This window comes from Phytohabitans houttuyneae, from assembly GCF_011764425.1.
Taxonomy (GTDB): Bacteria; Actinomycetota; Actinomycetes; order Mycobacteriales; family Micromonosporaceae; genus Phytohabitans; species Phytohabitans houttuyneae.
Window position 1 is genome coordinate 502,701 of sequence record NZ_BLPF01000004.1, and the last position, 26,238, is coordinate 528,938.

The 26,238-nt window shown below is 71.8% G+C and carries 25 protein-coding genes and 1 pseudogene; 19 read left to right on the forward strand and 7 right to left on the reverse strand.

Annotated features, from left to right (window positions below; genetic code table 11):
* Positions 1-119 precede the first annotated feature (119 nt).
* From Phou_RS44910 to Phou_RS44935, 6 genes and pseudogenes are all read left to right on the forward strand, one after another.
* Positions 120-926 carry a sugar phosphate isomerase/epimerase family protein gene (locus Phou_RS44910; RefSeq protein WP_173070097.1) on the forward strand — a complete coding sequence of 269 codons (807 nt, stop codon included), beginning with the start codon at positions 120-122 and terminating at the stop codon, positions 924-926.
* 81 nt (positions 927-1,007) lie between these two features.
* Positions 1,008-1,361 (forward strand): GntR family transcriptional regulator, encoded by a 354-nt coding sequence (locus tag Phou_RS44915; protein WP_173070099.1) that lies wholly within the window; start codon positions 1,008-1,010, stop codon positions 1,359-1,361.
* Positions 1,358-2,233, forward strand: coding sequence for an ATP-binding cassette domain-containing protein (locus tag Phou_RS44920; RefSeq protein WP_173070101.1), 876 nt, complete (start codon positions 1,358-1,360; stop codon positions 2,231-2,233). Before Phou_RS44915 ends, Phou_RS44920 begins: the two co-directional genes overlap by 4 nt.
* On the forward strand, positions 2,230-2,955 hold the full coding sequence (locus tag Phou_RS44925) for a hypothetical protein (RefSeq protein WP_173070103.1): 726 nt from the start codon (positions 2,230-2,232) through the stop codon (positions 2,953-2,955). The genes Phou_RS44920 and Phou_RS44925 overlap by 4 nt, the downstream gene beginning before the upstream one ends.
* A gap of 12 nt (positions 2,956-2,967) precedes the next feature.
* A pseudogene (locus Phou_RS44930) lies at positions 2,968-3,636 on the forward strand (ABC transporter ATP-binding protein); the annotation flags it as partial.
* Between the two features lie 73 nt (positions 3,637-3,709).
* On the forward strand, positions 3,710-4,456 hold the full coding sequence (locus Phou_RS44935; RefSeq protein WP_173070107.1) for an ABC transporter permease: 747 nt from the start codon (positions 3,710-3,712) through the stop codon (positions 4,454-4,456).
* A gap of 1,173 nt (positions 4,457-5,629) precedes the next feature.
* Here the strand turns inward: Phou_RS44935 and Phou_RS44940 are convergent.
* Together Phou_RS44940 and Phou_RS44945 are read right to left on the reverse strand one after the other, a co-directional pair.
* On the reverse strand, positions 5,630-7,372 hold the full coding sequence (locus tag Phou_RS44940) for a tetratricopeptide repeat protein (protein WP_173070109.1): 1,743 nt from the start codon (positions 7,370-7,372) through the stop codon (positions 5,630-5,632).
* A gap of 514 nt (positions 7,373-7,886) precedes the next feature.
* Positions 7,887-8,504, reverse strand: a complete 618-nt coding sequence (locus Phou_RS44945) for a DUF4126 domain-containing protein (RefSeq protein WP_173070112.1) — start codon at positions 8,502-8,504, stop codon at positions 7,887-7,889.
* A 103-nt stretch (positions 8,505-8,607) separates the two neighbouring features.
* Here Phou_RS44945 and nucS point away from each other — a divergent pair, with 103 nt between their 5' ends.
* On the forward strand, positions 8,608-9,267 hold the full coding sequence (gene nucS / locus Phou_RS44950; protein ID WP_173070114.1) for an endonuclease NucS: 660 nt from the start codon (positions 8,608-8,610) through the stop codon (positions 9,265-9,267).
* 8 nt (positions 9,268-9,275) lie between these two features.
* Here nucS and Phou_RS44955 read toward each other — a convergent pair whose 3' ends face one another.
* From Phou_RS44955 to pepN, 3 genes are all read right to left on the reverse strand, one after another.
* On the reverse strand, positions 9,276-10,040 hold the full coding sequence (locus tag Phou_RS44955; RefSeq protein ID WP_173070116.1) for a type IV toxin-antitoxin system AbiEi family antitoxin: 765 nt from the start codon (positions 10,038-10,040) through the stop codon (positions 9,276-9,278).
* A 104-nt stretch (positions 10,041-10,144) separates the two neighbouring features.
* The gene (locus tag Phou_RS44960; protein WP_246274626.1) at positions 10,145-10,699 is read right to left on the reverse strand and encodes a Uma2 family endonuclease; all 555 of its coding nucleotides are present in this window, start codon (positions 10,697-10,699) and stop codon (positions 10,145-10,147) included.
* Positions 10,700-10,755: 56 nt separating this feature from the next.
* On the reverse strand, positions 10,756-13,293 hold the full coding sequence (pepN, locus tag Phou_RS44965; protein ID WP_173071454.1) for an aminopeptidase N: 2,538 nt from the start codon (positions 13,291-13,293) through the stop codon (positions 10,756-10,758).
* A gap of 174 nt (positions 13,294-13,467) precedes the next feature.
* On the opposite strand from pepN, the gene Phou_RS44970 reads away from it, so the two are divergent.
* The 4 genes from Phou_RS44970 to Phou_RS44985 are packed head-to-tail and all read left to right on the forward strand — an operon-like array spanning position 13,468 to position 16,733.
* The gene (locus tag Phou_RS44970; protein ID WP_173070118.1) at positions 13,468-14,094 is read left to right on the forward strand and encodes a DsbA family protein; all 627 of its coding nucleotides are present in this window, start codon (positions 13,468-13,470) and stop codon (positions 14,092-14,094) included.
* Between the two features lie 50 nt (positions 14,095-14,144).
* Positions 14,145-15,344, forward strand: a complete 1,200-nt coding sequence (locus Phou_RS44975) for a DUF1015 family protein (RefSeq protein WP_173070120.1) — start codon at positions 14,145-14,147, stop codon at positions 15,342-15,344.
* Complete coding sequence (locus Phou_RS44980; RefSeq protein WP_246274628.1) at positions 15,341-16,252, forward strand: alpha/beta hydrolase; 912 nt, start codon at positions 15,341-15,343, stop codon at positions 16,250-16,252. Before Phou_RS44975 ends, Phou_RS44980 begins: the two co-directional genes overlap by 4 nt.
* Before the next feature lie 13 nt (positions 16,253-16,265).
* Positions 16,266-16,733, forward strand: a complete 468-nt coding sequence (locus tag Phou_RS44985; protein ID WP_173070122.1) for a ribose-5-phosphate isomerase — start codon at positions 16,266-16,268, stop codon at positions 16,731-16,733.
* Between the two features lie 112 nt (positions 16,734-16,845).
* Here Phou_RS44985 and Phou_RS44990 read toward each other — a convergent pair whose 3' ends face one another.
* On the reverse strand, positions 16,846-17,205 hold the full coding sequence (locus Phou_RS44990) for a hypothetical protein (protein ID WP_173070124.1): 360 nt from the start codon (positions 17,203-17,205) through the stop codon (positions 16,846-16,848).
* A 24-nt stretch (positions 17,206-17,229) separates the two neighbouring features.
* Entirely contained in the window at positions 17,230-18,459 is a 1,230-nt protein-coding gene (locus tag Phou_RS44995; protein WP_173070126.1) for a GNAT family N-acetyltransferase, read from the reverse strand.
* A 136-nt stretch (positions 18,460-18,595) separates the two neighbouring features.
* Here Phou_RS44995 and Phou_RS45000 point away from each other — a divergent pair, with 136 nt between their 5' ends.
* The 8 genes from Phou_RS45000 (at position 18,596) to Phou_RS45025 (ending at position 26,232) form a co-directional block, all read left to right on the forward strand.
* The gene (locus tag Phou_RS45000) at positions 18,596-19,126 is read left to right on the forward strand and encodes a hypothetical protein (RefSeq protein ID WP_173070128.1); all 531 of its coding nucleotides are present in this window, start codon (positions 18,596-18,598) and stop codon (positions 19,124-19,126) included.
* A gap of 1 nt (position 19,127) precedes the next feature.
* A complete protein-coding gene (locus Phou_RS45005; protein ID WP_246274631.1) occupies positions 19,128-19,730 on the forward strand; it encodes a DUF6886 family protein in 603 nt (200 codons plus the stop codon).
* Positions 19,731-19,879: 149 nt separating this feature from the next.
* A complete protein-coding gene (locus Phou_RS54060; protein ID WP_246274633.1) occupies positions 19,880-20,233 on the forward strand; it encodes a cytochrome P450 in 354 nt (117 codons plus the stop codon).
* Positions 20,155-21,249 (forward strand): cytochrome P450, encoded by a 1,095-nt coding sequence (locus tag Phou_RS45010; RefSeq protein WP_246274804.1) that lies wholly within the window; start codon positions 20,155-20,157, stop codon positions 21,247-21,249. Before Phou_RS54060 ends, Phou_RS45010 begins: the two co-directional genes overlap by 79 nt.
* Positions 21,250-22,113, forward strand: a complete 864-nt coding sequence (locus tag Phou_RS45015) for a terpene synthase family protein (protein WP_246274635.1) — start codon at positions 21,250-21,252, stop codon at positions 22,111-22,113.
* Positions 22,110-23,087 (forward strand): hypothetical protein, encoded by a 978-nt coding sequence (locus Phou_RS51780; protein WP_218579596.1) that lies wholly within the window; start codon positions 22,110-22,112, stop codon positions 23,085-23,087. The genes Phou_RS45015 and Phou_RS51780 overlap by 4 nt, the downstream gene beginning before the upstream one ends.
* A 14-nt stretch (positions 23,088-23,101) precedes the next feature.
* Positions 23,102-23,617, forward strand: coding sequence for a prenyltransferase/squalene oxidase repeat-containing protein (locus Phou_RS51785; RefSeq protein ID WP_218579597.1), 516 nt, complete (start codon positions 23,102-23,104; stop codon positions 23,615-23,617).
* Positions 23,618-23,781: 164 nt separating this feature from the next.
* Positions 23,782-26,232: a nitrate- and nitrite sensing domain-containing protein gene (locus tag Phou_RS45025; RefSeq protein ID WP_246274636.1), complete on the forward strand. Its 2,451-nt coding sequence runs from the start codon at positions 23,782-23,784 to the stop codon at positions 26,230-26,232.
* Positions 26,233-26,238: the final 6 nt, after the last annotated feature.

Genomic DNA, 26,238 nt, shown 5'->3' on the forward strand with positions numbered 1-26,238 from the left:
ACAAACGGGGCAATCCTATCGGTATTTGTCCTACTAACACGGGATCGTCCGGGTTTCGTGCTGTGTCGCTGGCCCGACGGATTGTCACATTTGCGTAATCTTGGGCGAAGGGGGATCCCGTGAAGATCGCGTGTCTGGAGCACCTCCTGCCCGGCGCCCGGCTGCAGGACAAGTGGGAGTTCGCGCTGCGGTCCGGCTACGACGCGATCGAGCTGCGCGGCGCCGGGGCGTACGCCTTCCGCCAGCGCCTCCCCGAGCTGCGCCGCGCCGTCCGCGACGGGGTGGTGCTGCCCGTGGTCGCCGTGGACATGCGGCACTTCTTCGGCGCCTTCGACCGCGAACTGCGCCGCGACGCGATCGACCAGGTGAAGTCGCAGCTGTCGGTGATGGCCGACCTCGGCGGGCGGGGCGTGGTGACGCCGGCGTCGCGCGGGATGTTCTCGATGCAGCTGCCGCCGTTCCGCCCGCCGCGCACCGCCGAGGGCGACCGCGAAGTGCTCGTGGAAGGGCTCACCGAGCTTGGCCGGCACGCCGAGAAGGAGGGCGTGCGGCTCTTCCTCGAGCCGCTCAACCGGTACGAGGACCACATGGTCAACCGCCTCGACCGGGCCGCCGAGCTGGTCCGCGCGGTCGGCGCCGCGGGGCTGTGCGCGGGCGGGCTGGGTGTGGCCGTGGACACGTTCCACCTCAACATCGAGGAGGACGACCCGGCTCTCGCCCTCCGCGCCGCGGGCCGGCTCGTCGGGCACGTGCTGGTTGCCGACTCGAACGGTTTCCAGCCGGGGGCGGGGCATCTGGACTGGTCTTCCGTCCTGCGCGCGCTGTCGGGCGTGGGCTACGACGGGTTTCTCGCCGTCAGGTGCCGCCTCCGCGGCGACGAGGTCGCGGCCGTCGCGGCCATCCCCGCGTTCCTCCGCTCCCGCTGAGATCGCCCGTTGCGATCGCTGGTTCGTCGGTGCTACGGTTCATTAGTCAAGTAATGAACCTAAGAACCTTGAGGTGCTCCCGTGTTTGACGACCGGAGTCCGATCTATCTGCAAATCGCCGACAAGATCAAAGAGGACATCCTGAGCGGGGCACTTGGGGAGGACGAGCAGGTCATGTCCACCAACCAGTACGCGAGCTTCTACCGGATCAACCCCGCCACCGCGGCCAAGGGCTTCCAGCAGCTGGTCGAGGAGGGTGTGCTCTACAAGCGGCGCGGCATCGGCATGTTCGTGAGCCCGGATGCCCGGGAAAAGCTCCGCACGGAGCGGCGCGAGCGCTTCTTCGAGCAGGTCGTCGACGTGATGATCGCCGAGGCCCAGGTCATCGGGATCCCTCTGGACGAGATCGTCCGCCGGATCGAGGGGGCGAAGTGACTGCCTCCGTCGAGATCAAGGACCTCACGATCCGGTACGGCGAGACGGTCGCCGTCGACGGCCTCTCCGTGCGACTGGATGGCGGCAAGATCCACGGCCTCCTCGGGCGCAACGGCTCGGGCAAGACGAGCGTGCTGTCGGCCATCGCCGCGTTCCGCCGGGCAGCCAGCGGCGTGGTGCTTGTCGATGGCGCGGAGCCTTTCGAAAACGCGGCGGTCACCCGGCAGGTCTGCTTCGTGCGGGACCGGGTGGACGCGCAGGACACCGACCGGGTGAGCACCGTGTTCCGGATGGCTCGTGCGCTGCGTCCCAACTGGGACGAGGAGTACGCGCAGGCTCTGATGGCACGCTTCGACATCCCGCTCAAGAAGCGGATCGGGGCGCTGTCCCGCGGTGCGAAGTCGGCGGTCAGCGTGACGCTCGGCCTGGCCGCGCGGGCACCGTTGACCATCTTCGACGAGGCATACCTCGGGATGGACGCGCCCTCGCGGTACGCGTTCTACGACGAGCTGCTCAACGACTACATGGCTCACCCCCGCACGATCATCATCTCGACGCACCTGATCGAGGAGGTCGGCTCTCTCTTCGAGGAGGTCGTGATCCTCGACAAAGGACGCCTGGTGGCGCACGACGAGACGGAGGCGCTGCGCAGCCGGGGCGTGGCGGTCACCGGGCCGGCGGAGGCGGTGGCGGCGTTCACCGAGGGCCGCACGGTGCTGGGCGACCAGCGGCTGGGCGGCACCCGCTCGACCACCATCTACGGCCAGCTCAGCGACGAGGAGCGGGCGAGCGCCCGCGCGGCCGGTCTCGAGCTGGGCCCGGTCGGACTCCAGGACCTCTTCGTCCACCTGACCGCGGAGGAGCGGCGATGAGCCCCAACACCTCTCTTGTCGTCGTGCGCGCTCAGCTGCGCGCCGGCCTGCCCATGGTGGCCGGCTACTGGGCCATCATGATCGCGATCTACGCGGCGATCATCACCGTGGTCGCGACGGTCGGCGACACGGACGTCAGCATCTGGGCCACCTCCGGCGGCTCCGCTCCCAAGTACTTCCTGCTCGCCGTCGGCGTGATGCTGACGACGGTGTACCTTCCGGCCTACGTGGGCAACGGGGTCACCCGCCGCGACTTCACGCTCGGCGCGTCGCTCTACATCCTCGCGGTGGCCGGCGTGTACGCGGCGATCATGACGCTCGGCTTCGTCGTCGAGCACGCGATCTACACCTCCGCCGACCTCATGGGCGGCCTCACGGATCCCTACCCGGTGCGGGCTTTCGGCGACGGGCTGGAGACGCTTGTCGCGGAGCTGCTCGTCGGCATCGTGTACCTCTGCTGTGGCTGGGTGATGGGCACGTGCTTCTACCGGTACGGCAGCTGGTGGGGCATCGGCCTCATCCCCGTAACCGTCCTGCCGGCGGTGGTCACCGAGATCGGCTTCGACTCGCTGTGGCTCGGTTACGGCATCAACAAGGGGTTCGGCATCGACCGCCCGCCGCTGGGCGTCGGCGTGCTCATGGGAGTGGCGTCCATCGCGGTGGCCTGGGTCGCCAATATCGCGCTGACCCGCTCCGTCGCCATCAAGAAAGTCTCCGGCTGAAGGGGGAGGACCATGCCGGTCATCGACGTTTCCAACCTGCAGAAGAGGTACGGCGAGACGGTCGCCGTCGCGGACGTGTCGTTCACAGTGGACAGTGGCGAGATCTTCGGGATCCTCGGGCCCAACGGCGCGGGCAAGACCACCACGGTCGAGATGCTCAGCGGCCTGCGCCGGCGCGACGGCGGCACGGTGCGGGTGCTCGGCAAGGACCCGGACCACGACGGCGCCGCGCTGCGCGAGCTGGTGGGCGTGCAGCTGCAGGAGAGCGAGCTGCCCGAGCGGATCCGGGTGTGGGAGGCGCTGGACCTGTACAGCTCCTTCTACGGCAAACCGGCCGACTGGCGGGAGCTGCTCGACGTGCTCGGGCTCTCCGCCCGGCGCAACGCCCGCTTCGGCACGCTCTCCGGCGGCCAGAAGCAGCGGCTCTCCATCGCGCTCGCGCTGGTCGGCGACCCCAAGGTGGCTGTGCTCGACGAGCTGACCACGGGCCTCGACCCGGCCGCGCGCCGGGAGACCCGGGCGCTGATCGAGAGCGTCCGCAACCGGGGCGTCACGGTCGTACTCGTCACGCACTTCATGGACGAGGCCGAGCGCCTCTGCGACCGGGTCGCCGTGATCGACGGCGGCCGCACGGTGGCGGCCGACACGCCGGCCGCCCTCATCGCCAAGGTCCAGGCCGACCGCGGCCTCGACCGGGCCACGCTGGAAGACGCATACCTGGCCCTCACCGGCCACGCGATCGGGGTGTGACGCCATGACCACCGCAGTCACCCGACTGACCATTGTGGAGTCCAAGCTCTTCGTGCGAGACACGATGAGCGTCGTCATGGGCATAGCGTTCCCGGCGGTGCTGCTGCTCCTGCTCGGCTTCGCGATCCCCGGCTTCCGCGAGGCGACCGACGACCTGAACGGGCTGCGGCCGATCGACATCTACGTGCCGATCGTGCTCGCGATGGCAATCTGCACGACGAGCGTGAGCGTGCTCCCGACCTACCTGGCGACATACCGCGAGCGCGGCGTCCTCCGCCGCCTCGCCACCACCCCGGTCGGCCCGGTCAAGCTGCTCAGCGCTCAGCTCGTGGTCAACGGCGTGGGCACGCTGATAGCGATCGCGCTGGCGGTGGCCGTGGGCACGGCAGCCTTCGGCGTCGACCTTCCGCAGCAGGTGCCGGGCTTCCTCATCGCGCTGGTGCTGGGCACGGCCGCGATGTTCGCGGTGGGCCTCCTGATAGCGGCGGTCGCCCCACGCGCGAAGACCGCCACGGGCATCGGCATGCTTGTGTACTTTCCGATGCTCTTCTTCGCCGGCGTGTGGACCCCCGGCCCAGTAATGCCCGACGGCCTGCGCCGCGTGAGCGACTTCACCCCGCTGGGCGCCGCCTCCCAGGCGATGCAGGACTCGTGGACCGGTACCTTCCCGTCCGCACTGCACCTCGTCGTGATGGCCGCGTATGTGGCGGTGGCCGGCGCGCTGGCGGCACGCCTGTTCCGCTGGGAGTGACCGGCCGCTCCGCCGAGCGGGGGTGTCGTTCCGGGTGGCTCCCGACCGGGCGCACCGATGCGTCCACAAGCCGCTCCCGTCTTGAGCGACGGCCGCGCAGCGGAGAAGGCTCCGGCCAAGGCACGGCCCGCATGTCCGCAGGGCTCGCGGCAAGAAGGGGCCGTCGTGGGGGCCGACCGTCCCGTCCTGCCCGATGGAATCCCTCGCCCCAGGTCGACCCGGATGCCTGTTCTCTAGGAGTAGCAGGCCGCGGGCGGTCTGATCGGCGAGCGGGGGTGTCGTGGCGGGGTGGCTCTCAACCTGGGCGCACCAATGCGCCCACAAGCCGCGGCCCCGCAGGTCAGCCCGCATGCTCGACGCCGGCGGTCCGTGGCGAGAAGGAAGACCCTGCAGGGGCAACCAATCGCCGCACCTCCGCCCCGCCCACTGGAAGCCCGAGATCACCCTCGCCGGCAGGTCAACTCACATGGTTGCCGTCACCGGTGCCTCGATCCCGGCCGGGGACGGCGTCGGGGTAACCACCGACCTGGACGCCTGTCCCGGCGACTGACCGACACAGACAGCCACGCTCACGCCGCGCCGGCAGACCCAGCGCGGACGACGAGCAGGCGGCGTCCCGAGCCGACACCGGCCCGACAGCCCGCTCGCCGCGACGGGCCCGTGACCCGCTGAGGCGAACCCGTGTGATCGTGGACGTCCGGCGCCCTTCGCGGGGCAGCAGACGTCCACGATCCGCCACACCGACCAGCGAAATCCGCCCCGCGCCGGCCGGGCAGCCTTCATCGCTGTCCCCGGAGTGCAGGGAGCGTCCACAATGCGCCCGCCGTGACGCCGACCTTGGAGGCCGCCCCGCGGTCAGGTAGCAGTCCCCTGGAGGTGCGGCGAGCGTCCACGATCCGACCGCCGCACCGATCACGGCTGGCGATCAGCTGGCATCGCTCGTCGGGTGGCGGAGCCCGGGCGCGGTTGGCGCTGGGACCCTAGGCTCTCTGTCCAGATCGCCAGGCCGTGCGCACAGCGCGGTGCCGCGCCGCGGAAGGCGAGCCTAAAAGCCTTCGAGGCGTTCCTGCAGGGTTTCGCGGCGGCGGGGCACGTCGGGCAAGGGTGTGTCGCCGAGGAGGGCCTCGGCCGCGCGCCACTCGGTGCGGGCCTCGTCGTCGCGGTCGAGGTCGGTCAGGGCGAGCGCGCGCAGGAGCCGGGAGCGGCCGCTGCGGATCCGGTCGCGGAGGCGCTCGAACTGGCGGATCGCGGCGTCGCAGGCGGCGATCGTGTCGTGGGGTGGCCGGCGGCGTACGCGACCTCGGCCACCGCCTCGTGTGCCAGGCCGACGCCGAGGCCGTGCTGGATCTGGTCGAAGATCTCCAGAGCCGCGCGCATGTCGCGGGTGGCGTCGTCGTAGCGGCGCTCGTCGAATGCGAGCCAGCCGCGCCCGATCAGGCCGTGCCCGTACGCGAAGCGGTCGTTGCCGTCGCGAGCCAGCGCCAGTGCCTCGTCGTTGAGCGCGATCGCCTCGGCGCGCCTCCCCGTGAACCGGTACGCCGTGGCCAGCCCCAGCAGCGTCCACGCCCGGCGGTGGTCCTGCGCGGAGTGCATCAGCTCGCGGGCCCGCTCCAGCACGGGCGCGGCCAGCTCGGGCTGCCACATCGTGTTGAAGAGCGTGCCCAGCGCCACGCGCGCGCCGACCTCCTCGTCGACGTCGCCCAGCTCCATGAAGAGGTCGACCGCCCGCTCCAGCGCCGCCCGGGCGTCATCGAAGCGGCTGAGGTCGCGCAGGCACTCGCCGTACACCGTGAGGGCCTCGGCCAGCGCCGCGCGGTCGTCCAGCCGCTCGGCGATCGCCATGGCCTCGGCGGCGGGCTCCAAGGCGCGGGTCACCTCGCCGGCGTTGCGGGTCGCCGAGGACACCCAGCGCAAGGCGCGCGCCCGCCGAGCCTCGTCGCCCAGCTCCTTGGCGGCAACCGCCGCCTCCCGCCACAGCGCGAGCCGGTCGGGGTGGTCGGCCGAGTCGGTGAGCAGCGGGTGCGTGGCGGTGACGATCCTCCACGCCGCCTCGTACTCCCCGGCGGCCACCGCGTGACGCGCGCCGGCCACGACGTTTTCCCGCTCCTCGGTGCGGACGTGCGCCGCCAGCCAGTCCAGATAGGACGCCGGGGTGTACGCCGGCTCCTCGTCGGCGAGCCGCCCCATGGCGAAGAGGCGGAGCAGGTCGTGCAGCCGGTACCGGTCGGGCGCCGGCGACTCGACAAGGTGCATGTCGACAAGCCGCTCCAGCGACGCCGAGGTGACCTCTTCGTCGAGCCCGGCGAGCGCCGTCGCCGCGGCCGGGCCGAAGACCCGCCCGGGGTGGGAGCCGGCGCGGCGGAAGACCAGGCGATCCTCCTCGGACAGCTCGCGGTACGACGCCTCGAAGCTCGAACGCACCGCGAGGTCTTCGTGCTCCAGCTCGGTGAGCCGGCGCCGCTCGTCGACCAGCCGGTCGGCGAGGTGGCTCGGGCTCCAGGCGGGCCGGGCCTTGAGCCGGGCGGCCGCGATCCGCACCGCGAGCGGGAGCCCGCCGCACAGCTCGACGATCCGGTCGACGCCCGCCGGGTCGTCGTCGACGCGGGAGTCGCCCGCCGCCCGCACGAACAGCTCGCGCGCGTCCGCGTGGTCCAGGCCGCCGAGCGGGTGGGAGACAGCGTGCGGCAGGTCGGCGATGAGGCGGCGGCTCGTGATGATCACCAGGCAGCCGGGACCGCCGGGCAGCAGCGGGCGCACCTGTGCGGCGTCGTGGGCGTTGTCGAGCACGATCAGCATCTGGCGGTCGGCGACGGCGGACCGGTAACGCGCCGCGAGGTCGTCCAGGCCGCCGCGGCGCTCGTCTTCCGGCACGCCGAGGCGGTCGAGGAAGCGGGCGAGCACCTCCTCCGGCGCCACGGGGTCGGCGTCGGCACCGCGCAGCGTGGTGAAGAGCTCGCCGTCCGGGAAGAGGTGCCGGCGCTCGTGTGCGATGTGGAGGGCCAGAGTGGACTTGCCCGCGCCGGGCGGCCCGCGACGGCGAGCACCCGGCAGCCGTCCGCCAGCACCCTGTTGGCCGCGGCCAGGTCGGACTTGCCGGCGAACGTGGTGACCGCGGCCGGCAGCTCGCGCGGCACGCTCCGGGCGACCGGCGGCGGGTCCTTCGGCCCAGGTGTCTGCTGGAGGATCGCCAGCGTGACCGCGATGGCGGCGAGCACGGCGACCGCCGGCCAGGCCAGCCAGGACGCGCCGCTGAGCGGGCCGGGCAGCGTGCCGCCGGTGGCCACGTTGACCGCGACGGCCAGCATCACCGACATGAGACCCGAGGTCACGGCGATCAGCACGATCGACCGGCCCTCGCGCACGCGCACTCTCCTGTTGTCTCGCCGGGCGGCGGCCGCTGCCAGCGCGGGGACGCCTGCGTCCCCTGTGGTCAGACGCGGAAGCCGGCAGCCCGCGCGGCTCGACGCTCGCGCTTTCGCTCGCGCCGCCGCCGGACCAGCCAGACGAACGTGAACACTATCGCGACGAGGAAGAAGAGCACCAGGAACGGCAGCACGATCGCGATTACCGACATGAATACGCTGGTGGCGTCTTCCGCGGTGCTGGCGACGGGCGCACCGACGCCGGCGGTGCCCGCGTTGATCACCGGGCGCGCGGCGGCCTTGATGCCGTGCACGCCGAGCGCGATGAGCACGCCCACCGCCACCGGCACCCACTGGTTGGAGGAGAAGAACTGCCCCGGGTCGCTCACGGTCACGGTCTCCGAGCTGGAGCCGGCACCGAAGGCGAGGCCACCCGCCGTGGGTCGCACGACCGTCTGCACGATGTCGTTGACGCTGTCGACCACGGGGATCTTGTCGGCGAAGAACTCGACCGCGAGCAGCAGGGCGAGGATCGTGATCACCCAGCCGTTGCTCAGCCAGCTCCAGCCGCTGGGCAGCTCGATCAGGTCGGTGTAGCGCGACAGTAGCCCCATCGTGAGCAGGGGAATGTACGCGTTCAGCCCGGCCGACGCGGCCAGGCCCGAACCGGTGAGCACTTCCAACACGTGTCCCAGCATCGCACCGTGACGCCACTTCGGCCCGCCGCTCCGCGCCGCCCGTGCGGCGGGCCTGCGAGCGGCGCCACCGCCCCTTGGCTAGTCTCTGCGGGTGCGGTTGGTGATTGCGCGGTGCTCGGTGGACTATGTCGGACGGCTCTCGGCGCACCTGCCGCCGGCGACCAGGCTGCTCATGGTGAAGGCGGACGGGTCGGTCTCGATCCACGCCGACGACCGGGCCTACAAGCCGCTCAACTGGATGAGCCCACCCTGCCGGCTGGAAGAGGCGCCGGGTGTGTGGCGGGTGGTCAACAAGGCCGGCGAGGAGCTGCGCATCACGCTCGAGGAGATCTTTCAGGACACCTCCTACGAGCTGGGGGTGGACCCTGGCCTGCAAAAGGACGGCGTCGAGGCGCACCTGCAGGAGCTGCTGGCGGCCAACCCGACCACGCTGGGCGACGGCTACACGCTGGTGCGTCGCGAGTACATGACGGCGATCGGCCCGGTCGACCTGCTCTGCCGGGACGCCGCCGGCGCGGCCGTCGCCATCGAGGTCAAGCGCCGCGGTGAGATCGACGGTGTCGAGCAGCTGACCCGTTACCTGGAGCTGCTCAACCGCGACCCGCTGCTCACACCCGTGGCCGGGGTCTTCGCTGCGCAGGAGATCAAGCCGCAGGCGCGGGTGCTGGCCGAGGACCGGGGCATCCGGTGCGTGGTCGTCGACTACGACAAGCTGCGCGGCATCGAGCGCGACGAGCTCACGCTCTTCTGACCGGGCGCTCATCGCGGGTGGTAGAGCGCGGCCCGGACGGTCTGGACCAGCTGCTCGGGCTCGCCGTAGAGGTCGCCGTCGCCGAAGTAGCGCATGCGCCAGCCGCGCGTCTCCAGCCAGTTGTGCCGGGGCTGGTCGAGGCGGGCGGCCCCGTCGTAGACCACGCCGACGCGCTCCTCGGGATAGCCCAGGTCGATCCGGCAGCGCACCCGGCCGGCGTCGTCGAGCACGGCCAGCTGCGGCTCCGGCGCCGGGAGCAGGCCGTCGTGCAGCAGCAGGCGCAGGTGGCTCTCCTGCCGGCAGCCTGCCCGCGGATCGGCGAGGCGCACCAGCTCACGGGCCTGCCGGACGCCGCGCAGGCCGTCGTGCCGGGCCACCTCGTAGGCAAGGTCGTCGCGGGTGCAGGCGCCGACGCGCAGTGCGGCGTCGAGCACCGCCAGCGCGTCGGGGCGGCCGAGCTGGCGGGCGAGGTCGACCGCGCACCGCGCCGGGCCGAGGCAGCGCAGGCCCGAGACGTCGCGGACGTCGGCGAACGGGAGCACGGCACCGTGCGCCGCGATGCCCCGCCGCTGGGGCAGGGGGACGCCGGCGGGCAGCGTGACGTGCAGCGCGTCGGTGGGAACGACACCAAACCCGTACAGCATCGCGGCGGTCTGGTGGGTGAGCACGGCGGCCGGTGGCAGGACGCGCACCACCGCGCGCAGGCGCTCGATCTCGGCGGCGGGAGCCGCCCGCCGCGCCACCTTGTCGTACACCCCGCTGCGCTCGGTCATGGCCGAAAGGATCGGTCGCCTTTGGGGTCAGCCGCCAGCGCCCGCCGCGCGCCTGTGGACAGCCGGGCCGCCTGTGGAAAACGCCCTGATCAAGCTCGGCTGTGCTATGCGTGCCACGCCGCCGGTGCGACCTGCACGGCGTACGGCAGCTCGGCCGTCACGCACTGACCAGGGTTGACGCTCCTGTGCAGGTCGTAGTGGCCGCCCGCGGCACGGTTGTACAGGTGTGCCACCGCGCCGCTGCCCCGGCGCTCGATCCGCCAGAAGGCCTCGATGCCGGCGTCCGCGTACAGGCCGGGCTTGACGCACCGGTCGTAGCGGCGGCTGCTCGGGCACTCCACCTCGACCACCAGCGCGACGTCGCTCGGGTCGACCCAGGCGCCGCCCTTGGGGCTGCCCGGCCGGAGCACCGTGACGTCCGGCGTCAGGTAGCTGTCGCCCGCGTGCACGCCGACACCGCCGGCGACGGTCCACCCCGGCGGTACGGCCGTGCGCAGGTCGGCGGTCACGTGCTCGACCAGCCGCTGGTGCTCGTCATCGAGCGGGGCGCTCACGTGGAGCGCGCCGTCGACGATCTCGTACCGGTGATTGTCGCGAGGAAAAGCGCGCAGGTCCGCTTCCATCCACGGCCGGCCGGGCGCCTCGAGTCGGGGTGCCACGCTGAACCACCTCCTCGTGGCTCAGCCTACCGACGCGCCAGCTCAGCGCCAGACGATCAAGAAAGAGCGTCCCGGGCGCGGGCCTTGAGCGCGCGGACCACGCCGTCCTTGCCCTCCGCGACCAGCCGGCGCAGCGGCCCCGGGTGCCCCTCCTGCGCCAGCCACGCGTCAGTGGCCGCCACCGTCGCCTCGCTGACCTGGTAGGCCGGGTACGCCAGGATCACGAACTCCTGCGCCGGCTCGCTGTCGCGCCGGTCCCACACCTGGCGGACGCTCGCGAAGTACGGCTCGACGTACGGCGCGGTCAGCTCCACCTGCACCGGGTGCTGGAAGCCCTGCAGCAGCGACCGGTGCTCCCAGTTGGGCAGCGCCTCGTCACCGGTCAGCCGCCGCCACACCTCGGCCTTGCCCTCGGGCGTGGGCAGCAGGGCCCGCGCGTACGCCGCCTCCCGCTCACCGCTCGCCGTCCGGTCGCGGGCCAGCTCGGCCTCGATCTCCTCGGCGCCCACCACACCCTTGGCGGCCAGCGACTGCACCAGCGACCACCGCAGCTCCGTGTCGATGGTCAGGCCCTCGGGCACGTCGACCCCGTCGAGCCAGCCGCGGAGCGTCGCCAGGTCGGCGGCGGCGCGGGAGGACGAGGCGTACGCCCGCGCCCAGGCCAGCTGGAAGCCGCTGCCCGGCTCGGCGGCCGTGATCGCGTCCCGCGCCGCGCCCGCGAGCGCGGCCCAACCGGACGGCGCCCACGCGGGGTCGGCGTAGAACAGCAGCGTGCTCTGTGCCTGGCGGAGCGTGGCGGTGACCAGGTTGATGTCCCGCTCGGCGGGCAGGCCCGCCACGACCAGCGCCACGTAGTCGCGGGCGGCCAGCTCGGCGTCGCGCACCATGTCCCACGCGGCGGCCCAGCAGAGCGCGCGGGGAAGCGAGGAGTCGAAGCCGGCGATGTGCTGTACCACAGTGGCCATCGAGGCCTCGTCGAGCCGCAGCTTCGCGTACGTCAGGTCGTCGTCGTTGAGCAGCAGCACGTCGGCCGCGCGCACGCCGGCGAGCTGGGACAGCGGCGTCTCCTCGCCGGTCACGTCGACCTCGAGCCGCTCGCGCCGCACCAGCCGGTCGTCGACCAGGTCGTAGAGGCCCACGCCGATCCGGTGGGTACGCAGCACGGGGTACTCGGCCGGCGCCTCCTGGAGCACGGACACCGCCTGGTACGTGCCGTCGGGCCCGACCGAGACCGTCGGCCGCAGAGTGTTGACCTGCGCGGTCTCCAGCCACTGCGCGGCAAACTTGCGCAGCTCCCGCCCGGACGCCGCCTCCAGCTCGCTGAGCAGGTCGTCAAAGGTGGCGTTGCCCCACGCGTGGCGGCCGAAGTACGACCGGAGGCCGGCCAGGAACGCGTCCTCACCCACGTACGCCACGAGCTGCTTGATCACGCTCGCACCCTTGGCGTACGTGATGCCGTCGAAGTTGACCTCGACAGCGGCCAGGTCGGGCATCTCGCAGTACACCGGGTGGGTGGAGGAGAGCTGGTCCTGCCGGTAGCCCCAGTTTTTGCGGACGGACAGGAACGTGGTCCACGCGTCCGAGAAGCGGGTGGCGTTGGTGTTGCACCAGTGGCTGGCCCACTCGGCGAACGACTCGTTGAGCCACAGGTCGTTCCACCAGCGCATCGTGACGAGGTTGCCGAACCACATGTGGGCCAGCTCGTGCAGGATCGTGTTGGCCCGCTGCTCGTGCTCGAAGTCGGTGACCTGCGAGCGGAAGATGTAGTGCGCCTCGGCGTGCGTGACGCAGCCGAAGTTTTCCATCGCGCCGGCGTTGAAGTCGGGCACCCACAGCTGGTCGTACTTGGGCAGCGGGTACCGCACGCCGAACTGGCGGTGGAAGTAGTCGAAGCCCTGCGTGGTGATGGTGTGCAGCTCGCCGTCGTCCATGTGCTGGGCCATCGAGGCGCGGCAGAAATACCCCATGTCGATGCCGTCGTACTCGTAGCGCACCTCGTGGTACGGCCCCGCGCAGAGCGCCGTGATGTACGTGCTCATGCGCGCCGACTGCTCGAAGTGGACGCTCTTGGTGTCACCGTCGCCCGTGACGGAGGCGACCGGCGAGTTGGAGACGACCTTCCAGTGCGCCGGCACCGTGGCGTGCCACGTGTAGACGCTCTTGAGGTCGGGCTGGTCGAAACACGCGTACACCCGCTGGGCGTCGGCCGTCTCGAACTGGGAGTAGAGGTACACCTCTTTGTCCACCGGATCCACGCTGCGGTGCAGGCCCTGGCCGCTGGCCGAGTAGAAGAAGTCGGCGTCGACGACGAGCGTGTTGTCCGCGGCGAGTCCGGTGAGTACCAGACCGTCTTCGGCGGACCACGCCGAGATGTCGACCGGCTGCCCATTGAGCTCGGCCGAGCGCACACGCTGGGCCGCGACCTCGATGAATGTCGAGGCGCCCGGCTCCGCGCAGCGGAAGGTGATGCGTGTGGTGGAACGGAAGGCCTGATCACCGTTGCCGGCCCCGGAGAGATCCAGGGCGATGTCGTATCCGGTGACCTCCAGCAGGCGGGCGCGCTCGGCCGCCTCCACCTGGGTCAGGTTGCGCACTCCGGCCACGGTGCTCTCCTGCCTCTCCGCCGTCGTCGTCGACAGCCCGATCGAGCGTCCTCGTCGACAGCCCGTCGAACGAGTCTGTCATGCCAACCTCACAGAACCGGGGGTGGCCCAGTTCACGAGCCGGCCGAGATGCCGTCAACCGCTCGCAGGGAGCAGGATGGACGCATGGTTGAGCGTTCATCAGTTGACATGTGGTTCGACCCCATCTGCCCTTGGGCGTGGCTCACGTCCCGATGGCTCCTCGAAGTGGAGAAGGTCCGCCCGATCGACATCCAGTTCCACGTCATGAGCCTTTCGGTGCTCAACGAGGGACGGGACCTGCCGGAGTCGTACCGGAAGAACATGGACAACGCCTGGGCGCCGGTGCGCATCTGCATCGCGGCCGAGCAGGCGTACGGGCCGCAGGTGCTGCGCGACCTGTACACCGCTCTCGGCAACCGCATCCACCCCGGCAAGCAGCAGCGCGGGCCGGAGCTCTACCGGGCGGCGCTCGCGGAGGCCGGCCTCGACACCGACCTCGCGGCGGCGGGCGACTCGACGGAGTACGACGCGGCGCTGCGGGCCAGCCACGACGCCGGCATGAAGCCGGTCGGCCTGGACGTCGGCACCCCGGTCATCCACGCGCCCGGCCCGGACGGCGAAGGCAAGATCGCGTTCTTCGGCCCGGTGATCACGCCGGCGCCCAAGGGTGAGGCCGCGGGCAAGCTCTGGGACGGCGTGCTGCTCGTGGCATCGACGCCCGGCTTCTACGAAATCAAGCGCACCAGGGACGCGAAGCCGGTCTTCGACTGACCGAAGGGTGTCGGTCGTCACACCGGTGTGCGACTGTACCGTCACGCACTATGACGATCGTGCACCCGATCGCCCGGGCCTGGATCACCACCGGTGGCACCGGCGCGCAAAACTACGACGAGTTCGCCGATGACGCCGAGATCACGTCGATCATTGCCAGCAACCCGCACAGTGCCCTCGCCATCGAGATGCCGCACCGGGCGCCGGAGAGCCTCGGCAGCAGCTTCGCGGACGCGCTCCCGGCCGCCGTGGAGCGGCTCGCCGAGGCCAAGGCGGACGGCAGCTACACGCCGGCCGAGCAGGTCATCGCGCTCTATCGGATCACCGCGCCGGGCGAGACCCCGGCGTACGGCATCTTCGCGCTGGTCGACACCGAGCAGATCTCGACCAGCGCCGACGAGCCCGGCCTGGTGATCCGCAACGAGGACGTCTTCATCGAGAAGGTGCGCGAGCGGGTGGCGCTCGCCGGTGCCACCGGCCACCTCCTCTCGCCTGTGCTCCTGCTGCAGACCGGCCGTGGCGACGACCTGCACGCGGCGCTCGCCGCGGCGACCGACCGGGCCGGTGCCCCCGCCGCGACCGACGTCGACCAGGCCGGCCGCACCCACGCCGTGTGGCTCGTGGGCCCCGGCGCCGAGCAGGACGAGCTGACCGCGCTGGCCGGTGGTGGCGAGCTCGTCGTGGCGGACGGCAACCACCGCAGCCTCGCCGCCCAGACCGGCGGCCTCCCGCTCTTCCTCGCCGTGATCACCACGCCCGACTCGGTCACGATCCAGCCGTACAACCGGTTGGTCAGTGAGCTGACGGTGCCGGTACCCGAGCTGCTCGACCGCCTGCGTGCGGCGGGCGCCGAGGTGCGCCCGGAGGCCGGCCCGCCCTCGGTCCCGGCCGCTGGTGGCACCGTCCGGGTGTACGCGGGCGGCGAGACCTTCGCGGTGACCCTGCCGCCGACCCCGGGCGCGAGCCCCGTCGAAAACCTCGACCACGCGCTGGTCGAGCGGGTCGTGCTGCGCGACGCGCTGGGCCTCGACCCCGGCGACAAGCGGATCACCTACGTGGGCGGGGACTACCCGGCCAGTTGGCTCGCCGGCGAGGTCGACGCCGGGCGGGCGGAAGCGGCCATCCTGATCGCGCCGGTGACCGTCGACGACTTCGTCTCGGTCAACCTCGCCCGGCAGAAGCTGCCCCGCAAGAGCACCTGGTTCACCCCCAAGGCCCGCGGCGGCCTGGTCCTGGCGCAGCTGGCGTGAGGCTCCACCCGCAGGTGGCGGCCTCGCTGGCGGCCCGGCCGCGGCCCACCGAAGAGCAGATCGCGGCCGATCCGATGGCCCAGCTGCTGGCCACCCGCGAGGCGATGGTGGCCGCGGTCGACCGCGAGTGCGGCCCGCCGACGCCGGTCGCCCAGGTGTCCGATGTGGATGCGGACGGCGTGCCGTGCCGGCTGTACGTGCCGGTGCCCGGCGCGCCCGTCCTGCTCTACCTGCACGGCGGCGGCTGGGCGATGGGCAGCGTGGAGACGGTCGACCGCCTCTGCCGGCGGATCGCCGACCGGTCCGGCTGCGCGGTGCTCTCGGTGGACTACCGGCTCGCGCCGGAGCACCCGTACCCGGCGGCGCTGGACGACGCCGAGACGGCGCTCGCGTGGCTGCGGCGCGAGGCGCCGGGCGTGGACGCCGGCCGGCTCGCGGTCGGCGGTGACAGCGCGGGCGGCCAGCTCGCGGCGGTCCTCGCCCGGCGGCAGCGGGACGCCGGCTCACCCTTCGCGTACCAGGTGCTGATCAACCCGGTGATCGACCCGGCCATGTCCTCGCAGTCGTACCGCGAGCTGGGCGACTACGGACTCGAGTCGACGGCGATGGCACTCTTCTGGGCGATGTTCCTGGGCGACGGCGGCGACCGGGACAGTCCCGACGTCGCGCCGCTCGCCGCCGACCTGGCCGGCCTGCCGCCCGCCCTGATCCTCACCGCCGAGTTCGACGTGCTCCGCGACGAGGGGGAGGGCTACGGCGACGCGCTCCTCGCGGCCGGCGTGCCCGCGGTCGTCGTGCGTTACCTCGGCGTCAACCACGGTTGGGCCCGCAAACTCGCCCTCTTCGATGCCGCGGGCGTGGCGGCGGACCAGGTGGCGGCCGGTCTCCGGGCCGCCCTGACCGCCTGACAGACTGCCCGGTATGCGCGTCTACCTGGGAGCCGACCACGCCGGCTACGAGCTGAAGGTGCACCTCGTCAACTACCTCGGCAAGCAGGGGTACGAGACGGTTGACGTCGGACCACCCGCGTTCGACCCCGAGGACGACTACCCGGCGTACTGCCTGCACACCGGCGCCCGCGTGGTGGCCGACCCGGGCAGCCTCGGCATCGTGATCGGCGGCTCGGGCAACGGCGAGCAGATCGCGGCCAACAAGGTGGCCGGCACCCGCGCCGCGCTCGCGTGGAGCGTCGAGACGGCTCAGCTCGCCCGCCAGCACAACGACGCCAACCTCGTGGCGATCGGCGCCCGCCAGCACACGCTCGACGAGGCCACCGCGATCATCGAGGCGTTTCTGACCAGCACGTTTTCCGGCAGCGAGCGCCACGCCCGCCGGATCAAGCAGGTCGCGGCCTACGAGGACAGCCGCGAGCTCCCCGCACTTCCATAGTCGATTTTGATGAGAGCCGCCGCGCTGTCCGTCGTGGTCCGGACCGTTGCGGGGTGCGTTCCCGCGGCCTCACCCTGCGCGGGGCGCGGGCTCGGCCTTTGGACGCGCTTTCCTAACGCGTCCCGCGTGGCGGCTCGTCGCGGGGCACCCAGTTGCGCCGGACGATGACCAGCCGCTCCTGTGCCTCGGCCAGGTCGGCGTCGGTCGGCCGGGCCGCGTCGCGGGCGCGCATCGCGGCGCTGGTGCCCACCTGCGACGACCCGGAGCCGACGAGGCCGCGCAGCCCGCGCTCGGTCTCCCGGTCGTCGGGTGCGCGGGGCGGCGGGTCCGGGTCGAGCACCTCGGGCGTCGCCACCGACGCGACCGCGTCCGGATCGGCCGGCTCGCGGTAGTCGTCCGGCGGCCGAGGACGGGCCGGCCGACCCGTCGACCCCTGCCGCAACCGGCGCCGCCTGCGCTCAGGATCCGCCATCGCTCGACCGTACCGGTTTCCGGTTCAGAAAACTTCGGGCGCGGTTGGCAGGCGGTGCCAGCCGAACGCCGTGCTCGCCGGATTGAGCGCCCCCGGGCGCAGCTCGCGCACCCGACCCGCGGCGGCCAGCGCGGCGAGCGAGGTGCCGCCGAGGTACGCCGCGCCGAGCTCCGTGATGTCGCAGGCCAGGTCGGCCTCGGCCGTGGTGCGCTCGCAGGTGGCACCGCCGGCGCCGCCCGTGACGCGCCAGCGCCCGGCGTTTTCCGGCAGGATCGGGTCGCTCACCTCGAACACCACGTCGACGCCGGTCGCGTACCGCCGGGCGGTCAGCGCCGCCGGCAGGTCCACCAGCCGCGCCCACAGGCCGTCGGAGAAGTGAGTGTTGAGCTGGCGGGGGTCGCTGGCCAGGTACAGCAGGGGGTCGTCGACCGCCGCGAACCCGTACGTGACCGTGCGCGCCAGGTCGATGCCGAGCAGAAAGCGCCACAGCGCCACGTACGTGCCCGGATCGGCCGCGGCGATCTCGCTCACGTGTACCTCGGCGTTCGGCCCGGTGGCGCTCCAGCTGCTCTTCGAGCGCCACAGCGCGTACCCGTCGACGCCGCCCTCGCCCTCGTGGAGCACCACCCGCCGCTCGGTGGAGCCGGCGCGGCCCTCCGGCGTGTCCATGAGCACCTGTGCCCACCACGACTCGTCCCGGCTCGACCATCCCGGGCGCTCGGGGCGCAACGCGTCGTACACCTTGACCAGCTCGGGCTGGAAGTCGGCCGGGCTGCCGGCGCGGAGCCGGCCCACCGCGGTGGCCTCCGGGAGCCGGACCTCGCGGTTGTCGATCGTGAGGTCGAGGCGGGTGGAGGCCAGGCCGTACCCGAAGCGCGGGTAGATCCGCGCCTCGCTCGCCCACAGCACGGCGAGCGACTCCTGCCCGGCGTCGCGCAGGTCTCGCAACTGGCGCCGCATCAGGCGGGTGAGCAGCCCTCGCCTGCGATGGGTGGGCGCCACGCCGACGCCGGTGATGTGCGCCGCGGGTATCACCGCGCCCGGCACCGTGAGGTCACGCGCGGCCGCGAACGTGTGCGCGACCACCTCGTCACCGTCGGCGACGACCAGCGTGCGGTCGGCGTCCCACACCCGCCGGTCGAGGTCCTGGGCCTCCCGGTCGATCGCGCGATGGAAGAGGCCGAACAGCAGTGCCGAGGCCTTCGGGAAGTCGTCGGGGGTGGCGGCGCGGACGGGCAGCTCGGCGTCGGTCATGCGTTCTGTGTAACCGATTGGTGGCAGCCTGGGCGACTGGTTTGTGGCGTCGCCCGCCCTCAGTACCCTCGAACATGTGGATCCGGCCGGGCTTGCCCGGCTCTGCCGGACCCCACCCGTTTCGGGGGAGGAGATCATGGCAGACCCGACCCAGCCATGGGCTGAGCGCACGGTGGACATGCCGCCGCAGCCATTGCCGCAGTCGTACCAGCGGGGTGTGGCCCAGGTGCAGCCGAGAGCGACCACGCCGTCGACGCCGGCCGCGCCGCACGAGCCGACCGGCACCGGCTGGCCGGCGACCGAGCCGGACGCGCGGTGGGCGCCGCCGGGCTACCACCGTGGCCAGTGGCGGATCGGCAGCGGGTGGACGGTCTTCGGCGCGCTGGTCGCGTTCGTCTGCTGGGGGATCTGGGCGATCTCCACGCGAGGCGACCTGACCAGCCCCGTGCTGACCTTCGTGCTCTCGCTGGGTGTGGCCGTGGGCCTGTTCGCGCTCTGCCGCCTGGTCGGCAGGATCATCCTGGAGCGCCAGCTCGGCCGCGTCCGGCGCAGCGCCCGGGGCGCCCACCTGATCACCGGGATATTCCTGGTCGGTGTCGGCATCGCCTACCTGCGGCAGACCGAGTGGGTCATGGACGCGTTCAACTGGGTGCGGGGACTCTTCTGAGGTGCGCCCGGCGCCGGGCGAGGTCCTCCACTTCTCCGAAGATCCCACGATCGAGCGGTTTGTGCCGCATGTGGCGCCGACGTCCCGGCAGACCGAGGCGTACGTGTGGGCCGTCGACGCGCCCCGCTGCCCCGACTACTGGTTTCCCCGCGACTGCCCGCGGGGGATGGCCTGGGTGGTCCCGACCACGACCGTCGTGGACCGCGACCGCATCGTCGGTGCGGGCTGCGGGACGAGGGTGCACGCCATCGAGTACGCGTGGCTGCCCGCCCTCCAGTCCGTGCGCCTGTACGCCTACCGCCTCCCCGCCGCGCCCTTCCGCTACCTGGGCCCGACCGAGACCCACGCCATGGTCGCCACCGAGCTGGTGACCCCGCTCGGACCGCCCGAGCCGGTGGGCAACCTGCTGGCACTCCACGAGGCCGCCGACATCCAGCTGCGCCTGCTCCCTAACCTATGGCCCTGGTGGGACCAGGTCACCCGCTCGACTCTCGCCTTCAGCGGCATCCGCCTGCGCAACGCCCGACCCCGGGTGCACCCCAGACGAGTTGATCAGGGAGTTCGTGGGCGTGTCGTCCGGTGTGTCACACCACGAAGTCCCTGATCAACGCGGAGACAGGCATCGATAGTCCGAAATGTCTGATGTTTGAGTGAGTGCTCAAACAACTTCCACGGGCGGTATTTCTAGATCGCTTTGAGTGATCCTGAGGGTGCAAGGCGTCACGTACGGGGGTTGAGGGGGTCAATACCACCATGCCGTCCGACGTCGATGCCGCGCGTGCCCGAAAAGCGCGCCGGATCCCGATTCACCGTACGGTGCCTCGACTGGTGCGCAACCCGATGGTCGGACTCCAGTCGATCGCCCAGGAGGCCGGAGGCGACATCGTCCGGCTGCAGTTGGGCTGGTTCCAGCCGTACCTCGTCACCCATCCCGACCACGTGCAGCACATCCTGCGCGACCGGGCCACCAACTATGTGCGCGAGGGCATGTTCTGGAATCCGCTGAGCCGCTTGTTCGGCCGGGGATCCTGTCCGACGGACCGCCCTGGGAGGCCAGCCGCCGCAACCTCCAGCCCCTCTTCACGGCGAAGCGGGTCGACGCGCTGATGGCGAGGATGGCCGAGGTGGCGCACGAGGCGATCGACGACCTGGCGCTGCGTGTGCGACCGGACGAGCCGGTCGACGTCGCCACGGAGATGAGCCGCATCGTCAACCGCACGATCATCCGGGTCTTCTTCGGCGACCGGATCCCCACCGCGGCCGCGGACCGGATCATCCCGGCTCTGTACGACATCGCCACGTCGCTGGTCGTCCGGATGGCGCTGCCGCGGGTGCCCCACCGGTTGCCGCTGCCGGGCGACCGTGCGTTCCACCGCGGTGTGGCGACGATCGACGATGTGCTGCTCCCGGCGATACGCGAGGCCCGCCGGCACCGGGACGGCGGCGACGACGTCATCGCGACGCTGTGCGCCGCGAGCGGCTCTGACGGTGCGGAGCTGAGCGAGCGGCAGGTACGGGACGACGTGGTGACGATGTTCGTCACCGCGACCGAGACGACCTCGCTCACCCTCACCTGGCTGTGGCCCATCCTGCGGGCACATCCGGAGGTGGCGCAGCGGCTTTACGACGAGATCGATCACGTGGTCGCGGGCGATCGGGTCCGGCACACGCACGTGCCGGAGCTGCGCTACCTCCGAGCCGTGCTGGACGAGTTGCTCCGCCTCTACCCGGTCGGCTGGATCTTCCCGCGCACCGCGCTGGCGGCCGACGTCATCGGTGTCACCGGCATCCCGCCGGGTGCCACGCTTCTGGTCAGTCCGTTCCTCACGCACCAGATGGCGGAGTTCTGGCCGGACCCGCAGCGGTTCGACCCGGAGCGGTTCCTTTCCGGCGGCATTCCCCACCGCTACGCGTACTTTCCGTTCGGCGGCGGCCCGCACCAGTGCCTGGGCCGCCACGTCTTCCAGGTCGAGGCGCAACTGATCGTGGCTAGCCTGCTCTCCCGGATGCGGCCGGTACCCTCGTCCGCCCCAGTGCCGTCACTCAAGGTGGCGGCGACGTTGTTGCCCCATGAACGGGTGCGGATGGCATTCGCGCCAGCCAGCCGCCAGCAGGTGGTCTAGGTGGCGCTGCCGCCGGCCGTGGAAAATGGACGGATCTGTGCCCTCGCCGGCCAAGCGCAGCGTGACATGCGCCGATGGGCCGAGCGCTACCCGTCCCTGTTCGCGGCGAAGCCTTTCGACGACACCCTCTTCAACACGCTCGCGCTGGCGACGGCGTTCAGCGGGCCCTGGCTCGACGTCCGGCAGCAGCGGATGGCCAACCAGGTCGCGCTCTGGTGCTTCGGGCTGGACTGGCTGGTGGACTACGTCGCGACGTCGGAAGCCGAGGCCGGCGCCATCGCCGCGCGCTGCCTGGCCGTGGCGAGCGGCGCCGAGGTGGCGGACGACGACCTCACCGCGTTTCTCGCCGCCATCCGTGACGAGCTGGCCGTCTCGCCGGCATTCGCGGTGCTCGGCCCGGTGTGGCTGGACGAGCTGCGCCGGATGCTGGATGCGATGGTGCGTGAGCACCAATGGAAAGCGGAAGGCGGCCAGCGTCCGTCCCTTGAGGAGTATCTCGAAAACGCCGACAATCTCGGGTTTTCCTTTGTCTTCGCCGCACACTGGATCCACACCGATGGCGCACCGTCCGCTGTAGACATCGACCTTGTTCGAATGGCAAGCTGGGCGGTGCAACGCGTGATCCGGCTGACAAACGACCTCGCGACGTACGAGCGGGACGTCCAGTGGGGCGACCTCAACGCATTACTGCTCGGTCCAGAAAGGACAGAGGTGGTGCGTGAGGTCGAGCGCCTCACTGCCGACGCGCGGTCGTTCATCGCCGCGGTCAGAGTTCGGCACCCCGCGCTGGCCGACTATCTGGAGCGGCAGATGGACTTCTGCACCGGCTTCTACGGTGTCACCGACTACTGGGGTGCTCTGTGACCGTCGAGGCGTGTGCCACGCCTGCGGACGTCGCCACCGCGGCCGCCGACCTGGTCGCCGGCCTGGCGCTCGATCCGTGGGGATCCGTCCGCCCGTCGGTGTACGAGACGGGTCGCCTCGTGGCGCTGGCGCCCTGGCTGGAGGGGCACCGGCAGCGCATCGAGTACCTCCTCGACACCCAGCGCGCGGACGGCGGGTGGGGCGGCCCGGGCGGCTACGCCCTGGTGCCCACGCTCAGTGCGACCGACGGCCTGCTCTCCGCCCTGGGAGTCGGGCCGGCGACCGAGCGTGGCCTCGCGGCGTTGGCGGGCCTGCTGCGCGCCCCCGGGCCGGTGATCCCGGACCTGCCCGCCGTGGAGCTGATCGTTCCGGCCTTGATCGCGTCCCTCAACGAGCGTCTGCGCGACAGCGGCCGCGGCGGTCTTCCGCTGCCGTCCACGATCGACGGCGCGACGCTCGGCCGGGTGCGCGCCTCGCTGGCCAGCGGCATCAACGCTCCGCAGAAGCTCCTGCACGCGTGGGAGATCCTCGGCGTTCCGCGCGCCGGGCGTGTGCCGGTGCCGGTGGCGGACGGGCCGGTCGGCGGGTCACCCGCGGCGACCGCCGCCTGGCTGCGGGACCACGGAGGCTCCGAGCCGGCCTGGCGCTACCTCGAACGCGCCGTGCGGCACCAGGGCGGTCCGGTGCCCTGCGCCGCTCCGATCACCGTCTTCGAGCGTGCCTGGGTGCTGAACTGGCTGGCCGAGGCGGGTGTGCCGGTGACACCTCCGGAAGGGCTGCTGCGCGACCTCGACGTCGCGATCGGTGAACACGGTGTGGCCGCCGGGCCGGGCCTGCCGAACGACGCGGACACGACGGCCGTCGCGCTTTCCGCCCTGGCCCAGTTCGGGATGCCGCGGGAGCCAGCCAGCCTCTGGGCGTACGAGCTGCCCAGCCACTTCTGCACGTGGCAGGGGAGGACGGCCGCTCGGTGAGTGTCAACGCCCACGTGCTGGAGGCGTTCGGCCACTGGCTCGGCTCGGCAGCGCGGGACGCCGAGCGTTACCGGGCCGCGGCGGTGCGGCTCAGCGGCTGGCTGGTCGCCCAGCAGCAGCCGGACGGCTCGTGGACAGACCGCTGGCACGCCTCCCCGTTTTACGCCACCGCCTGCTGCGTACAGGCGCTCTCCCGATTCGGGTACGGAGACGAGGCCGAGGCCGCGATTGGTCGAGCGGTGGAGTGGGTCCTCGCGAATCGGCGCCCGGACGGCTCGTGGGGTTGGTGGCGGACCACCGACGAAGAGACCGCGTACGCGATGCGCATCCTCCTCACGATCACTAGTGGTCGATCCGAAGAGGCGATTGCGGGAGGCTACCGGCATCTATCCGAGGCGATCCGAGCCGGCTCTGTCGTCGGATCGGGGGATCCGCCGATGTGGCATGACAAAGACCTCTATTCGCCGTTGGCGATTGTTCATGCCGCCGTTCTCGCCGCCCTGCACCAGGCACAACGCCTTTTCTCATGATCGGAAAGGCGTCTCCGTCGAGTCCGATGTAGACATCTGAGGCTTGAGTCGACACTCGCGGCGTTGCTAGGGTGCCCGGGGTCGCTCACCCCTTTCCGGCTGTTGGGACTGGTGCCATGAGATTCCGCAGCTCAAACGTGCGGACCAAGATTGTTGCCCTTCTCTTGTCACTCTTTGCGCTGTGGGCGTTCGCGGCGTATGTGACATTGCGTGAGGGTTTCAACCTGCTGACCGTCAGCCGCCTGGACAGCGAGGTCTCCCAGCCGAGCGAAAAGCTGCTGCTTGAGCTGCAAAAGGAACGCCGCCTGACGCTCGTCTACCTCGGCCGCCCGGGCCCCGGAGAGCGCGCGGCCCTGGCCACCCAGCGGGTGAGCACCGACGCGGCCCGAGCCACCTTCGAGCGGAAGGCCGGGGCCGGGTCCATCGACGCGTCGGCGAGCGACACGCTGGAGCGGCGCATCGACGCGACCTTCGCCCTGCTGCGCGACCTGCCCGCGGACCGCGAGGCGGTTGACGCGCGGAGCACCGACCGCGGGGGTGCCGGGGCGCGTTACTCCGGCGTCATCGACTCGATCTTCCACATCTACGACTCGCTGGCCACGTTGGACGACAAAGAGCTGGCCAAAGACGTGCGCACCCTCATCCAGCTCAACCGGGCCCGCGAAGTGATCGCGCAGGAGGACGCCCTCGTCGCCGGCGTGCTGGCGGCCGGGCGGATGACCGTCGAGGAGCGCGAGCGCCTTGTGCAGCTCGCCGGCGCCCAGCGGTTCTACTCCGAGCTGGCCGCGGACGAGCTGCCGGCCGAAGATCGGGCGCGGTACGACAGGATGGTCGACGGTCCGGCGTACTCGATGTTCCGCGGGCTCGAAGAGCGCCTGATGGACAGTGACCCGGAGGGCTCGGCGCCCAAGGTCACCGCCGCCGACTGGGACGCCGCCCTCCCGCCAGTGCTCGACGAGTACTACAACGACGTGATCCGGGCCGGCGGCAGCGCGGTGGTCAAGCGTTCCACGCCGATGGCGATCGGCGTCGTGGTGCGGCTGCTGGCAGCCGGTGGCCTCGGCCTGCTCGCCGTCATCGCGTCCATCATCGTGTCCATCACCACGGCCCGTGCGCTGGTCCGCCAGCTCGAGCGCCTCCGCACCGCGGCGTGGGATCTGGCCAACGTGCGCCTGCCCGGCGTGGTCGAGCGGCTCCGCCAAGGCGAAAAGGTCGACGTGGCCGCGGAGTCACCACCACTGACCTTCGGAAACGACGAGATCGGCCAAGTCGGTCAGGCGATCAACGCGGTGCAGGAGACCGCCATCCGCGCCGCCGTCGACCAGGCTGAGCTGCGCCACGGGGTCCGCGACCTCTTCCTCGGCCTGGCCCGCCGCAACCAGGCGCTGGTGCACCGCCAGCTCAAGGTGCTCGACGAGATCGAGCGGCGGGAGACCGACGCGCACGAGCTGGCCGACCTGTTCAAAGTGGACCACCTTGCCACCCGTATGCGGCGCAACGCGGAAAACCTCATCGTGCTCTCCGGTGCCGTGCCGGGCCGCCGGTGGCGCAACCCGGTGCCGTTCGTGGACGTGGTTCGCGGCGCGGTCGCCGAGGTCGAGGACTACACGCGGGTCTCGGTGCTGCCGATCGACGTGGCGTCGCTTTCCGGCCGGGCGGTCAGCGACGTGATCCACCTGCTCGCCGAGCTGATCGAAAACGCCGCCTCGTTCTCCCCGCCGTACACGATGGTCAACGTCGGCGGCCAAAAGGTGGCCAACGGCTTTGTCGTGGAGATCGAAGACCGCGGCCTCGGCATGAGCGAGCAGGAGCTCGACGCCGCCAACGACCTGGTGAGCAACCCGCCGGAGTTCAACCTCTCCAGCACCGCGCGCCTCGGCCTCTACGTGGTCGGCCGCCTCGCGGTGCGGCACGGCATCGACGTGCGCCTGCGCCGCTCGCCCTACGGCGGCACGATGGCGATCGTGCTCATCCCATCCGGCCTCGTCGTGGCGGACCCGACGCAGGAAACCCCGCCCGAGGGCGCCGAGGCGGAGACGGGCGTCGCCGAGGCCGACCGGCGCGTCCGGGCGTACCAGCTGCTGCGCGCCACGCCGACCGTGCCGGCGGCCACACCCGCGGCCACGGAGACGCCGGCGCCGGCCACCCCGCTGCCGAGCGCCGCCAAGGTGCCCGCCGAGCCAAAGCCCGAGGCGCCCGTCTCGCCCGCGCCGATCGTGGCCCGCGCCCGTGTCGCCCCGCTCGACCGGCGCGACGACGAGCTGCCCACCGCGGGCCGGCCGCCGGTCGCTGACGGGCCGGTGACCAACGGCAGCGGCCACCCGGAGCCGCCGCGCGACGCGGTCACACTCACCCCGTCCGGCCTGCCGTGGCGCGTGCGCCAGGCGAGCATCGCCGCGCCGCTGCGGGAAAACCAGCCGCCGGCACCGCCGGAGCCGCAGCCGCCGGCGCCGGCTCCGCGTACGCCGGAGCAGACCCGCAGCATGATGTCGTCCTACCAGTCGGCCACCCGGCGCGGCCGTGCCGAGGCGGAGCGGCTCAACGCGGAGACCCCGCGGCAGGCACCCGAGCCCGACCGGCCGGCGCCGCCCGGCGACACCGAGCCTTCCGCATAAATCCCC

Bases quoted from the DNA above. Each gene is read 5' to 3' on its own strand.
- Phou_RS45000 (WP_173070128.1), top strand. From the start codon at position 18,596: ATGGCAGACCCGACCCAGCCATGGGCTGAGCGCACGGTGGACATGCCG.
- Phou_RS44995 (WP_173070126.1), bottom strand. From the start codon at position 18,459: ATGACCGACGCCGAGCTGCCCGTCCGCGCCGCCACCCCCGACGACTTC.
- Phou_RS44970 (WP_173070118.1), top strand. From the start codon at position 13,468: ATGGTTGAGCGTTCATCAGTTGACATGTGGTTCGACCCCATCTGCCCT.
- Phou_RS44985 (WP_173070122.1), top strand. From the start codon at position 16,266: ATGCGCGTCTACCTGGGAGCCGACCACGCCGGCTACGAGCTGAAGGTG.
- Phou_RS44935 (WP_173070107.1), top strand. From the start codon at position 3,710: ATGACCACCGCAGTCACCCGACTGACCATTGTGGAGTCCAAGCTCTTC.
- Phou_RS44955 (WP_173070116.1), bottom strand. From the start codon at position 10,040: ATGACCGAGCGCAGCGGGGTGTACGACAAGGTGGCGCGGCGGGCGGCT.
- Phou_RS54060 (WP_246274633.1), top strand. From the start codon at position 19,880: ATGCCGTCCGACGTCGATGCCGCGCGTGCCCGAAAAGCGCGCCGGATC.
- Phou_RS44925 (WP_173070103.1), top strand. From the start codon at position 2,230: ATGAGCCCCAACACCTCTCTTGTCGTCGTGCGCGCTCAGCTGCGCGCC.
- Phou_RS44990 (WP_173070124.1), bottom strand. From the start codon at position 17,205: ATGGCGGATCCTGAGCGCAGGCGGCGCCGGTTGCGGCAGGGGTCGACG.
- Phou_RS44975 (WP_173070120.1), top strand. From the start codon at position 14,145: ATGACGATCGTGCACCCGATCGCCCGGGCCTGGATCACCACCGGTGGC.